The sequence below is a fragment of the Paenibacillus sophorae genome, assembly GCF_018966525.1.
GTDB lineage: Bacteria > Bacillota > Bacilli > Paenibacillales > Paenibacillaceae > Paenibacillus_AQ > Paenibacillus_AQ sophorae.
Genome location: NZ_CP076607.1, coordinates 3,034,772 through 3,049,127, shown reverse-complemented (window position 1 = coordinate 3,049,127; position 14,356 = coordinate 3,034,772). Strand labels below are relative to the sequence as shown.

The 14,356-nt window shown below is 41.9% G+C and carries 6 protein-coding genes; 3 read left to right on the top strand and 3 right to left on the bottom strand.

Annotation, left to right across the window (positions count from 1 at the left end):
• Positions 1-16 precede the first annotated feature (16 nt).
• Positions 17-6,544, top strand: coding sequence for an SNF2-related protein (locus KP014_RS29240; protein WP_425517225.1), 6,528 nt, complete (start codon positions 17-19; stop codon positions 6,542-6,544).
• A gap of 111 nt (positions 6,545-6,655) precedes the next feature.
• Here the strand turns inward: KP014_RS29240 and KP014_RS14315 are convergent, their stop codons facing one another.
• From KP014_RS14315 to KP014_RS14305, 3 genes are read right to left on the bottom strand one after another with little or no spacing between them, the layout of a single operon-like run.
• Positions 6,656-7,405, bottom strand: a complete 750-nt coding sequence (locus KP014_RS14315; RefSeq protein ID WP_036602312.1) for a hypothetical protein — start codon at positions 7,403-7,405, stop codon at positions 6,656-6,658.
• A gap of 19 nt (positions 7,406-7,424) precedes the next feature.
• Positions 7,425-9,353 carry a UvrD-helicase domain-containing protein gene (locus tag KP014_RS14310; RefSeq protein ID WP_036602313.1) on the bottom strand — a complete coding sequence of 643 codons (1,929 nt, stop codon included), beginning with the start codon at positions 9,351-9,353 and terminating at the stop codon, positions 7,425-7,427.
• Positions 9,354-9,357: 4 nt separating this feature from the next.
• Positions 9,358-11,370, bottom strand: coding sequence for an ATP-dependent nuclease (locus KP014_RS14305; RefSeq protein WP_036602315.1), 2,013 nt, complete (start codon positions 11,368-11,370; stop codon positions 9,358-9,360).
• A gap of 1,259 nt (positions 11,371-12,629) precedes the next feature.
• Here KP014_RS14305 and KP014_RS14300 point away from each other — a divergent pair.
• Both KP014_RS14300 and KP014_RS14295 read left to right on the top strand, forming a co-directional pair.
• On the top strand, positions 12,630-13,874 hold the full coding sequence (locus KP014_RS14300; RefSeq protein ID WP_051500535.1) for an ABC-three component system protein: 1,245 nt from the start codon (positions 12,630-12,632) through the stop codon (positions 13,872-13,874).
• Positions 13,858-14,355, top strand: coding sequence for a three component ABC system middle component (locus KP014_RS14295; RefSeq protein WP_036602317.1), 498 nt, complete (start codon positions 13,858-13,860; stop codon positions 14,353-14,355). Before KP014_RS14300 ends, KP014_RS14295 begins: the two co-directional genes overlap by 17 nt.
• Position 14,356: the final 1 nt, after the last annotated feature.

Here is a 14,356-nt window from a genome sequence, read left to right as displayed (position 1 = left end):
AGAAAGGAGTACCATCATGCGTCGAGTCGAACGGCTGCGAAGCCTGTATGAGTCAACCATCACAGACTTGACCCAAAGCGGAGAAGCTTGGACCGATTTCCTGACCTTCGCCGCTCCCATCTATAAGTACTCATTCGACAATATGTTGCTCATTTACAGCCAAAACCCGGAGGCCACCATGCTGGCCCCCCTGCCCGTTTGGAACAAGGTTGGCCGTTATGTGAAGAAAGGTGAAAAAAGTATTGCCGTCTGTGATTTTGGTCAAGACAACCTTGTTCTTAACCACCTGTTCGACATTACGCAAACAACGGGCAAAGTGCCGCCTGGACCTTGGAATCTGGAACAAATCGATCTTACGGAATTGGCCGTACGGCTCTCCTCTTACGAAATAAGCAATATCGCCGTATGGATATCTAACATGGCCAAGGACGCCATGACTTCTTCGATGGACGGAGTAATGCAAGACTGGACCTTGGATGTACAGGATCATTTTTTCGATAGGCTTCCTCCAGCGGGCTTTGAACAGCACATGCAGGACATCGTTCAGGATAGCGTTGTGTATTTTGTTCATCGGCGGTGCAAATTGCCGGAACCAGAACAAATGGATTTCTCGACCATTGTCCATTTCGATTCGTTACCTCTTGTTGCCCGATTAGGACATCAAGTAACCACGATAGCCCGCGACATCCTGCAAGACATCGCCCGCCACGCAAAAATTCTTAATAACGAAAGGAGACTCTCACATGAACAGCAGCAAGCCGAACTTGAATTATTACGAGATCGACGGCCTTCTGTATCCCGACCTGCAGATCTCGAATCAGGCAGAAGCCGACCAGCAGACGCTGGGCAAGTATGGCCGGATGGCGCTGAATTTCCTCCGCAATCACCACCCGCAGCGCTTCCTGATTCTCAAGATGCAAGGCAATCTGATGGAAAAAATGCTTCAAGTGGAACAGGAAGCTCACGCGAAGATGGAAGTATTGACCAAACAGCTTCTGAGACTCCATCCCATGCCACAGACGGAAGACATCCTGGAGCGGACACGCCACCTCAATCAGATCAAATCAACCGCCGAAGAACTGGTCCTGAACGACATCATACTGAAACCGCGATAACAACATTCTCTTCCGATTCGGAGCCGCCCACCAGCGGTTCTTTTTTTCTGCCCAAAAAGGAAGATAGCCAACAAGAAAAGATTTCAGCCGATCACATGTTGGAACTCCTGCTGCAAAGTAGCAAAAGCGGATCAACGGCCAAAGAACGTATCTATACGTTCATAACGGAACACTACCCTGTTAAAGCGGCCAATCTTGTCCCTCTACTCAAATCTCTATATGGCATTGGTGGCGCCAGAGGCGAATTCGGGAATGGATTGCACGGTTACGACCACGACAGCAAAGGAATGCGCCTGGAATGGGCCGACGCTGACGGCTCTCATGAAACGACATTCACCTGGAATAAAGTCGCTGCGGCTATCCTGCAATTGATTCAGGAGGGACGATACGACGAACGCTTCCCTCCTTTCCCACCGGCCGAACCGGAGTGGACGCTGTTCGATTACGCTGCCCAAATCGAACATGAAGCGTCTGAGACTACAACGCAGGACATCGATTCTGACTTTGTTTCAAACCAGCAAGACTCAATCAATAGCGTTCCCGATGACATACCCTCTTCATCGTTTCCAATTGAAACCGTCAATTTTCGCTTTAACCCGGAAAGCTCCCCGTATCCTACCGGTCCAAAAGGTAAATTCAGACATAATGTCGATGCTATTCGGCTGCTGAAACAATTGGAGACGGAGAATCGTCTTGCGACTCCAGATGAGCAACAGGTTTTAGCAGGTTACGTGGGCTGGGGCGGACTGGCCAATGCCTTCAACCCTACGGCTACCGGTTGGGAATCCGAGTACCACGAGTTAAAACAATTGTTGGACGCAACGGAATACGCCGCGGCACGAAACTCGACCATTACCGCCTTTTATACTGAACAAGTTGTTATTCAGGCCATTCACGATGCCTTGCTCCGCTTTGGCTTGACCGACGGAGCTAATCGTAAACTTCTGGAGCCTTCCATGGGAACCGGTAATTTCTTTTCTGTTTTGCCTCCAGCATGGGAGACCGCCGAATTGCACGGTGTGGAATTGGACAGTATAACTGGCCGGATTGCTCACCAACTGTACCCTAATGCGAACATCCGTCTGCAAGGATTTGAAACAGTGGATTTTGGGGATACCCGGTTTGACGCCATTTTTAGCAACATCCCTTTTCACAACGTACGCATCTTTGATCAGCGGTATACGAGAAGCTACTTGATTCACGATTATTTCTTTATCCGAGCACTGGACTTGCTAAAACCTGGCGGTATTCTGGCTTTCATTGTCAGTAAAGGGACGATGGATAAACAGGATTCTAGTGTACGTGAGCTGTTGGCACAAAAAGCCGAACTGATCGGCGCCGTCCGTTTGCCCAATACGACCTTCCAATCGTTGGCGGGTGCCGAAGTTACCACTGACATTGTGTTTCTCCAAAAACGGGAACGCATCCTACAGTTACAAAACACAGAAATGCCCGAGTGGGTTTATGTTGATGCTACAACAGACGGGATTCCTTTAAACCGTTACTATCTCTCCCATCCCCATATGGTATTGGGGAACATGGTTTGGGATCGCGGAATGTACGGAGCAGAACGAGCGACTACATGCGTGCCGCATGAGGGCCAAGAGTTGTCTGTCGCACTCGAACAGGCGCTTTCGACACTACAAGCTAAATTCGCCGCGATGCCGGATCTGCCGGAAGAAGAAATGGACGTACTTGACGAAGAGCCAGAACGAATTAAAGCTCCTTCCGGGATTAAGAACTTTACCTACGTCGTTCGAAGTGATCGGATTTACTATTGCGAAAATGGCTACTTATTGCCGCAAGATATCAAAGGCAAAAAAGCCGAACGAATTAAGGGACTCTGCACAATCAAAGCGGCATTGCTCGATGTTATTCAGATTCAAACCCGCGACGGCTATCCACTGGCTGACCTCGAACGAGCGCAGCAAGCACTTAATCAAGTATACGACCGTTTTGTTCGGGAACACGGAGCAATAAACGATCGAGCCAATATTTCTGCCTTTACCGACGATGATCAATTGCCGCTGCTTCGTTCCATCGAAGACCTAACGGCGGAAAAAATGTGGACGAAAGCTGCTATCTTTTTCCGACCAACCATCAGACCGCACCGTTTGCCTGACCAAGCGGAAACCGCATTGGAAGCATTGCAAATTTGCTTAAACCAGCGATTGAAAATCGACCTGCCCTACATCGCTCATTTGTGCGGGAAAACTACTTCCGAGGTCCGTGAAGAACTCGATGACCGCATTTTCCTCAATCCGCAAAAATATACCGGTGACGAGGAAGAAGGCTGGGAGTTAGATGAAGAGTATTTGTCCGGTAATGTCAAAGATAAGCTGGCCTATGCAACGCTGAAAGCTCAGGAACATCCCGAGCTGTTTACCCGCAACGTCGAAGCACTGACCCAAGTGCAACCTCCTCCACTTATGCCGGGAGATATTGATTTTCGCATCGGCAGTCCGTGGATTCCCGTTCGTTATTATCGGGACTTCATGTACGAAACGTTTGGAACCGCCAAGGTGTTCCAGGCTAGTCAAACCACCGATGTCGATTATTTAGAATATACCAATACTTGGCGCGTATCCGGTAAATCGCTGGAACGGAATTCGATCAAAGTCAATCAAACCTTCGGCACTCCTCGTGCCAACGCCTACGAGATTTTTGAAAGCAGCCTGAATCTGCAAAGCATCACCGTTCGGGATCCGGTCACCTACCTGGACAGCAACGGGAACGAGCAAACCAAGTATGTCGTCAATGCCAAAGAAACGATGATCGCCCGCGCCAAACAGCAGCAGATGAAAGAAGCTTTCTCGTCCTGGTTATTTCAAGATAAATACCGTGCCGACGACCTGTTAGCCATTTACAACAACAAGTTCAATACGATCCGGCCTCGAAACTACGATGGCGATCATCTCGTTTTTCAAGGGATGAACGAAGAAATGGAGCTGCGCAAGCATCAGAAAGATGTCACTGCAAGAATCATCTATTCGGGCACAGCGCTGATGGCTCATGAAGTGGGGGCAGGCAAAACAGCAGCTATGATTGCCGCCGGTATGTACCTGAAACGAATTGGAGCCGTGCAGAAACCGATATACTGTGTCCCTAACCATTTGACTGAGCAATGGGCCAACGAATTTCTGCGCTTCTTCCCCGCTGCCAACATTTTAGTGACGACGAAAAAAGACTTTGCCCTCTCCAATCGCCAACGTTTCGTTTCACGAATAGCTATGGGAGATTACGATGCGATTATCATCGGCCATAGCCAATTTGAAAAAATCCCGATTTCCAAAGAACGTCAGGAACAACTACTACGAGATGAAATCCGCAACGTCTCCAGCATGATCGAACAAATGAAAAAAGAAAAGGGAGACAACTGGAGCATCAAGCAGATGGTCGTTTTCGAGAACAACCTGAAATCCCGTTTGGAGCGTCTGGTCAACGAACGAAAAAAGGATGACCTGCTTACCTTCGAGCAGTTGGGCGTGGACATGTTGTTTGTGGATGAAGCACATGCGTATAAAAATTGCTTCACGTTCACCAAAATGCGAAACGTTGCCGGCATCGGCAAATCCAGCAGCCAGCGCGCAACGGATATGCTGCTCAAATGTCAGTACCTACAGGAAATGAACAATGGCCGCGGCGTCGTCTTTGCCACTGGCACGCCGATCAGCAACAGCATGTCGGAAATGTACGTCATGCAGCGCTACCTTCAGCCGCATCTGCTACAAAAACTGGGCTTGAACTTCTTCGACAACTGGGCGGCGACGTTCGGGGAAGTAGTTACGTCACTGGAGATCACACCTGAAGGCAGCGGCTACCGGATGAAATCCCGCTTCGCCAAGTTTCATAATTTGCCGGAGCTAATGAGTTTGTTTCGCTTAGTGGCAGACATCCAAACGGCGGACATGCTAAATTTGCCCACCCCACAACTGGAAGGCGGAAAATCAACCGTTATCGTCAGCGAATGTTCTTTCTTTCAAAAGCAAATGATGGACGACTTTGTCGTACGCGCCGAGAAGATCCGAAACAATGAAGTGGACGCCACCGAGGACAATATGCTCAAGCTCACGCATGAAGCAAAGTTGATGTCCATTGATCCACGGCTGGTGGATGAAGCCGCTCCCTCCGATCCAACATCCAAGCTGAACCGTTGTATCTCCATCACCTTCGACATTTGGAAACGGACAGAAACGGATCGATTGACTCAAGTGATTTTCTGCGATAGCGGAACACCGAAATCGGGCCAATTTAACGTTTATGATGAAGTCAAAACACAACTCATACTTCGGGGTGTTCCGGAGCATGAAATCGCCTTTATCCATGATGCAAATACGGATGTACAGCGGGAAGCCTTGTTTGAAAAGGTCCGCCGCGGCGAAGTTCGGATACTGTTGGGCTCCACACAAAAAATGGGGACCGGTACGAACGTTCAGGATCGGCTCATCGCCGCCCATCATCTGGATTGTCCATGGCGTCCTGCAGACATCACGCAACGGGACGGCCGCATCTTGAGACAAGGTAACCAGAACGACGTTGTCCAGATCTTCCGATATGTCACAAAAGGGACATTCGATGCTTATCTTTGGCAAATCCAGGAGCAAAAGCTCCGATACATCTCGCAAGTGATGACCGGCAAAAACATTTCCCGCTCCTGTGATGACGCAGACGAAACTGTATTATCTGCGGCGGAAGTGAAAGCGATCGCGACAGACAATCCGTTGTTGGCTGAAAAGATGCAAGTCGATAATGAAGTAACTCGTCTGAAATTGCTGAAGTCCAACTGGTACAATGAACAAATGATGCTCGAAACCAAAATCAAACAGTATCCGCAATCGCTGCAAAGAACAGAGCATGAAATCTCGCAACTGCAGGAAGACATTTGTCTACTTGAGCAGTCGCGGAACAAACCGTTTCATATGGAATTGGACGAAAAAACCTTTACAGAACGTCCAAAAGCCGGTGAAGTGCTCCTGCTCCTGTACAATATAACGGTCTTGCAGCCTGATGAATCACTTCGGATTGGAGCTTATCGGGGATTTGAAATTCACCTCGCACGGCAGTCTATGTACAACATGCATGTGGAAATTCGGGGAGCGAAAATCTATCCTATCGATTTGGGTGATTCGGAACTGGGCAATATTTCTCGAATCGAAAATGCCATTGAGAAAATACCTTCTTTGCTGCAAGCAGACGTACAAAAACAGAAGGAATTGCATGACCAGTATACGGCCGCGCAAAATGAGAAAACGAAGCCGTTCGAATTTGAGCAAAAGCTGCAAGAACTTGTTGCCCGGCAGGCAGAGATTAACTCAACGCTTGAATTTCAGGAATTGCAAAATCAAGAACTGATGATTGAGGATTCTCCTGAAGAACAGCAACCTGTACATGAAAGAGATCTAGCATGTTGCGAACCTGGAGAGTGTTAATAATCATGTTAATGAAAAAAGCCTCTATTCAATTCAAAGAGGCTTTTTTCTTCGTTGTAGTTCTTTTCAAGTTTATGTTTCTAGCTTGAAGACATTGCAACGACCAAAAACTTATTTACCAAAAAATCTTTTTATTGTTTTCTTGAGGTTCTTAGAGACTCTACTTTCTCTTCTATTTTTCTTGATTACTATTTCTTTAAACATCATCATAAACGAAAAAAACAATATTGCCAAAATAACAAATAATAACGCATAAGTAATCCCCCACCATTTAGGCACCCATTCAATAGGTATTATTAAGTGAGAAATTGTAAAATAAAGAACAACCAGACTAATCCAAAAAACAAATACTGACAAGTGGTAAAAAATTCTATATACGTTTGATATCACAACAAAAAATGGATTGTTAAATGTGTCGCTTATGAATTGCTTGTGATCCTCATAAATAGTGTCATGAGCATTCCAGTATTCATCTTCAATCATAGGGTAAAGTCCATTGAATTTGTCTAGGAGCTCCCGTTCATTTACCCTATTATTGTCTTCTTTATATTTCGAATGAACTTTCCTAAGATTATGAAAGTACTCCAATATAAAGGATGAAGCTATTAACCGAATTTTTGAGTCCTTACCAGAATACTCCTGAACGAAATTATCAATCATTCGTAATTTCTCGTTTTTCTCTTCAGTTGCTTCAATAAGTGATAATTGTTCAAACATTGGAGAATAAACCTCGTCATAGCTCCTACCCAATTCTCTTAGAAATACTTCTCTTTTTTTGGAACGATGATTGAATTGATAACCTATATATGCTGTCACCAATGCAACAATAATGACTGATAAGTCAACACCCCAAATCTTCATTATTTTAACTCCTATCTTCTCACAAGTTCACTTCTGAAATGTGCCTAACAGTAACATTAGCATCCTGTAATATCTGATATAGAGATGAAAGATTTTGATTAAACTGAGGTCTCACCTGAACATCTCCAAATCGCAAGATTTCTCTTGAGGCACTGAAAGTAAAAAAACACTGTTTTTTGGCTCGGGACAGAGCCACAAAAAATGCGCACATATCAGCTGCTCTTTGTGTTTGGAAACTCCAAAATGCATCATCTTCTAGACCTAGAAATATAACAGTATCGTACTCTAATCCTTTACTCTTATGAATTGTCATTATAGGAATACTAAACAATCCTATAAAATCAGAGATAGCATCGCTCCAATTCAAGTATTTCATATATGCTGTTGTTAGTTTTTCAACTGAGTCATCAATTAATTGATTAAAGAACGTCCCTCTAGCATACTTTGGATATAACCGAAAAAACTTTTCTACTCCAATAAAGGAATATATCCCTTTAATGATATTTTCAATTTCTTGTTTACACCTATCTTCGTCATTCACCACTCGATCTAATTTACTTCTTATTTGAATAATATGTTCATTAAGTTCCGACTCCATTTTTAATATTTCGAGGTGGTCATGATCGGGATCAAAACCTTGTACAAAAGACAAAACTTCTGATACCCGCACCCATGAATCATGTGTTCTTTCAATTGTAGCCAGTTTAAAAAAATCAATAATTAGCTGTGTACATTCTTCTGCAAGTAAATCTTGATATTCTTTTTCAATTCTAGCCTGAACACCTTGTTTTCCTAACTCCTCAATTACATTTCGTGCATAGATATGTTCATACTGCTTTACAAGTATACAAATATCTCTTGGTGTCACGTTTTCTTGCTGTATTCTTTTTGCTATACTCGATGCTACAAATACGGCCTCATCTAAATGAGTCTGAAAATTCCAAACCTCACATACTCCCTCCAGATCACTGTGTTGTCTAGAAACTGTAGCATACGTAGCATTTTCATTGATTATCTTTGCCATTACATTCTGTATTTCTATTAATCTCGGGGCAGACCTATGGTTATGTGTTAATTCAATTTGACTAGCATTAAAATCGTGCTTAAATTGTTCAAAAGAATCGGAAAGGGCACCTGCCCACCCCATGATTCTTTGCTTATCATCCCCCACACTTGTCAGTATTACTGAAGATTCTAAGAAAATTGTTTTTACTAATTCATATTGAAGGTGAGTGGTATCTTGGAATTCATCCAAAAAAACGTGACTATATGTTACCTGAAGTGCCTTTTTGATTAGTGGATTCTGTTTTAGCAAATAATCGGCTAGCTTAGAAATCATAGGAAACGTTAAAGAGCTTGGAAGTCCGTTCCCCCCCTGAATCATAACATTCCAAAGCCTTGTCAAAACCCAAGTGTAAATATCTTCTCCATCTTCGAATATGGGCAACTCATCATCAGATAAACGTCTAAATAAAACGTTGAAGTTAATTTCATGCATCCAATTAGGCTGATTAGGATGCCGCTCGATTATGTAACCAGTGACTATTTCCCGGATCTCCCTATTTGAAGTCAAAATATTATAATGTTTTGCTGGACGATAAGCATCTGGTAAACCTAATCTAAATCTATCTAATAGTTGTTTGGAAAACGAATCGAATGTCCTTGATTCAAACCTTGCTGCCAGCTCTTTTCCAGACCGTAATTCCACTCTATTTTTCAGGTTTTCCGCGGCGTCTTTTTTAAAACTAATAGCCAAGATTTTTTGAGGGTATGGACATAAATTGGTTTGTAATAAAAAGCAAGCACGTTGAGCTAGTAGTTCAGTTTTTCCCGCTCCTGGACCTGCTAAGATTAGATTATTTAACTCCGATTTCACTGCTAACTCTGCTGCCGGTTCCAAGGTGATTTCTTCCCCTGGACTCCAGTTCTCTGGTTTAGTATATGACATGAACTTAATCTTCCTTTTGTAGGATTTCTTTTACCCTCACAACTAGCTTACTAAAAGGCTCAGGCATGAAAATTATTAAGTCATCATCATCAAGTTTTAATAAGGCTTCAATGTGTGTGCTTGGTTTACTTCTGCCGAGAAACAACGTATTATACCAAACCATAAGTTCATGCTGTTCTTCTGTATAGGTGTGCCCCGTTGCCTTCACATTCTTTAATGCAGCAATGATGCCGCCCTTAATTTTTTCCGCATATTCTTCAGGATGCTGAGTACGATCTGGTATGCTAGGGCCCCTAGGAACTGTTTCTTTATATGCTTCAGGAAATGTTTCTAGCATAAGAAAATCTAAATCTAAAGGCGCGGAAAAGAAGACATTATACTTATCTCTCATAAGTCTTTGAATCCACAATTTATTCATAGAAGTCTCTATCCACTCAGGGGTCATTGGATACTCATCCATTTCTTCTATTTGTTCATCAGAAAGGACTACTTCTTTTTCTCCAACCCGGACTTTTAATAACTCTTCACGATTATGGCCATTAAGTAACAACTGCTTAATTGCATACTTAATTCTACTCCAACCTCCGCCTCCTCGTTCCCGATCCAAATCCAATAAAGTAATATGTGGAATATTCAACTCGTTGAGTAATTTCCACATATGGTTAACATGCCTTCCCCCAAGTGGGACAATTGATATTCCATAATCATCGGGATGTATTTCGTTAACTGCAAGTATTTTGGGAATTACGATCTCTTCTGAATCACCCTCACCTAAAATTACTAATCTTGCAAAATAAATTTCAGGGAAAGCCCTCACAGCTTCCTTAATGTATGTATATGCATCAGATGTCTTATTAGGTAAAATCACTTTCTTTACTATTGTTGTAAAATTCGTTTGATCTATTCTCAAGTGAATAAGATCTTCTGGATCGACTCGCTTAATAATTGAAGCGCTATGTGAGGTTAAAATTACTTGAGCATTGGACTTATTAGAAATGTCCTTTAAATTCTCCATCACTCTTCCTAGAAGATGAGGTGAAATATGATTTTCCGGTTCTTCAACCGCAAGTACTGTAAGAGAAGCATTTGATTTTCCAGTAATTTTAATCTCTGACTCAAGTAAAGATGACACTAATGAAAGATAAAACAAGGATCGTAGACCATCACCCAATTTTTCTACGCTATATTCGCCCTGATCATGAGTTGGAGTAAATGTCACTTCAATCTTCTTAAGTATTGAAGCAAGTGTAGAACTGCTAAATTGTAATTTTGCATCTTGATACCGGGTATCTTTGTGGTATTTTTTCCACTCCTCACCGATGACACTTCTTATCTGCGAAACCCCGTCAATACCGTCGAACAACTCATTCACAGGTTCCATTTTTGTTTTGATTGAGTCGTTTATGTCATCTGGCCAGGAGATATTATTTAAAATCCGCCAAAGTATTGTTCCCGAAGCATTACGTAATTGGGCAGATGGTTCTCTTACGGCAGGAACATATATGACTTGAATTGTAGAACGCTGGTGCGGTGTGACGGGAACTAGATCGTCTTCAGCTTCGTCTTCACCTTCAGCAACAGTGACAAAATGTAGCTTCTGTTCAATTTCACCTTCAGGTGTATTATCAGCGGTCCACTTTCCGGTTAATCTTACACGCAAATATGGGGCCTCAGCTGTAGCATGAACAACGAGTTGATTTATAAATGGAGGAATACTGGCTCGGCTCAAAATATCTTGATTAGTCGCCATTAATTCTGGAAAGTCAATCCGGGCTTCAATTGAAAGTTGTAATTCTTTTATGGCTTCTATTTTGACCTGTTTGGGAATATGAAAATCCGACTTCTCCAATGTTCGTTCATTTGGAGTCACACCAAACAGTTTAACTAAACCATGTATTAAGGCAGTCTTACCAGCTGAATTTTCTCCAACAAAACCCGAAAGCTTATTCAAAGTTATTGTTGTTCCCTCTTCTCCAAAACTTCTGAAGTTCTTTAAGTGCAACTTCGATATTTGCATAAATCCCTCTCCTTAAGAACTAATCCCTACTTGAGTATCTGGTTGTATTAACTCAATTAATTCTGTGTCTTATGGACTAATTTTTGAATTATGTACGATTTCGACAATTTTATGGAAATCCCTTTTCTAGAGAATAATTTTTCAAAAACGCTAATCTATCATACCAATAATATTAATCTAACAAAACCCGCGGATTCCTACTCGAAAATAGCGTCCGCCGTGCACTTCATGCAAATAAGAGTGGCGGCCCCTTACTTTTTTCGGGATAGGAACAGTATTATTACTTATCAAGCAACACCAGTGGCGGTTCCATCGACTTTGTGATGCAATTTATTCGGATGGATTTTAAAAAAGCCGTTGCATTATTTGCTGGAAACTGACGTGCCTCAGCACCAACCGTCCCTGTCAGTTCCTAACCCCCAAAGCCAACTCGAACTCCCAAAAAAGGCGCCTAATTATCGAAGTTAATGTCCATCGATCCACATCTGGTGGATGAAGAGGCTCCCACCGGTCCGACCTCCAAGTTGAACCGTTGTATCTCCAATACGTTCGAGCGATAGCCGCTTCTGGAAATTCAAGGAGCGAAGAGTTGCTCTATCGATTTGGGCGACTCAGAACTAGATAATAATTTTCCGATAGAAAATTCCATTGAGAAAATCCCTTTCCTGCTGCAAGCTACGGAAGCAAAAACAGAAGGAATTGTATGACCAGTATACGGCTGCACAACATGAGAAAACGAAGCCATTCGAGGTCGAACAATAATTTCAGGAATTACAAGAGCAAGAACTAATAATCGAAGGTCCACCGGAAGAACAACATCCCGAATAGGTAAGAAATGAAACGTGCTGTGAACTCGGAGAGGCCGATTAAGAATTTGGGGTGCCAAAATTATGTTAATGTTAAAGCAAACCTTACTGGCCGTACCATATCTCAAAAGAGAACATCACTGATGATCACAACAAAAGTAACAAGCCTCAAATTCAGAGTACTTGTTGCTTTTGTTTAAACACTCCTTGGTTTATCAGAACCTATGGTTATAGCTACTCTTATACATTAGTGATTAACCTGTATATCGGTTTATAACAATCTGGAATGGAAGTGATATTGTGAAAGTGATATGGTTGAGGATACCAATGTTTAATGTTACCATATAAATAAAAACACTATGCAAGGTACTCCAAGACCGTTTTAACATAGACCAAATTAACTAACCTTGCTACTGATAGCTCTCTTAAATCCTGAAGCAGGAGTTGAAGTCAGTGGTTAGAACGAAAAAAGAAAGCCCAAAAGAAGAGATTAATCTAGCAAATACACACGTTCCTGACAAAGTATACGCTTATACTTTACAAGTAAAGCATGCTTTATATGAACTACAAAAATGTTCGGGTAATGACGTAGTTAGCGTTGAAGTTCTTGAAGATGTAGCCGTCGAAAAATCTGATGGAACTGTAAAAGCGATACAGGTGAAAAATGTTTCCTCAAAAAATAATCCGATTTCCAACCGTGCTAAAGATCTTTGGAAAACGTTCTCCAATTGGCTGCTGGCTGTCAACAGCAAAGAACTCGATATTAACAGCACAAAGTTCGTACTATTTGTCACTGCAGATAGAAACGGTTCAATTGTTAGTTCGTTTAGCAAATCAACAACAATCGAAGAGTCACAACAAGTTTGGAGTGAAGCTAGAAAAGAATTTTATGATGAATTCGGAAAAGAAAAAGAATTAGCTGAGGACTATGCTTATTACGTGAAGCATTTTTTTAATCCTGAAACTCAAACATTAGCAAGTGAAATCATAAAAAATTTTCACTTAGAAACAATAAATATAAATCACACCAATTTACTTTATGAAAAATTCTGTGAAAGAGCTATGGTTGAAGAAGAACTTGGAGATACTTTATTTTTGTATATGTTAGGATGGATAGAAAAGAAAGTATCCGAGTTAGTTGAAAACAAAAAACCAATGTGTATTGCTTACCAAGAATACAAAAAACAACTGATGGCTATCAGACGAGAGTTTAATCAAAATTTAAGTTTAAAAGAATTAGCCCCGCGACCAACGGAACAAGAAGTTCAAAATGAAATGAATGCACTAAGAACATATTTAGAGCAACTGGACGTTGTTGAATGTGATTATACTGAGAAAATTGAAGCAATCAACGATTACCTCAGGGCTTCTACTAACCGAACTATTTGGGCAAAGCGTGGAGATATCAGTGACGGTAGCTTAGCTAGCTATCAAGAAACGTTGATAAAGAAATGGAATACAATACGAAAAATAATACCGTTGCAATATAAAAGTCAAAATCTCTCACCCGAAGAATTAGGAAAACTTTTATACCTTCAGTGTAAAGATGAGCGAATTAATATAGATCATCTTTTTGTGCCTGATTTTTTTACTGCTGGATGCTTCCATGCTCTATCTGATGATATAACAATCGGGTGGCACCCAAACTATAAAGATATATTTATGTCAGGGAGCGGATCTAATGCCCAACTTAAATAGGGAAATTCAAAATGTGCAAAATCCAGTCTTTGGGGCTTTTATTATTTGGAACTTTGTACGCGGCTATTACAGTAATAATAGCACACTGGTTCCTCTCCCCCTGTTGTTCATTGTATTGCCAATCATATTTCGTGAAGATATGTCTGAAGTATTATCATCGACTAATAAACCATCAGGTTTAAGGTACTTCGCAAACAAATTTCTATCAACAAAGGTTCTTAAAAATGATCTTGTATCTTCGATACATATTAGTGCTTCAAACATGAAAGAGTTATCTCTACAATCTATTAGAATAGCTCTTTATTCTTCCCTCATTTCTTTGGACTACGAGGAGGCTCTCGTATTTCCAGTTACAACAACTGAACGTAAACAGGAACACAAATCTATTATCAAGCTCGGTAAATCATCGGAAAAGTTGGGTTATTGGTGCTCCCAACTCACTCTTCATGAAATCTCCCAAATATTGAAAGTGAGGTTTTAGA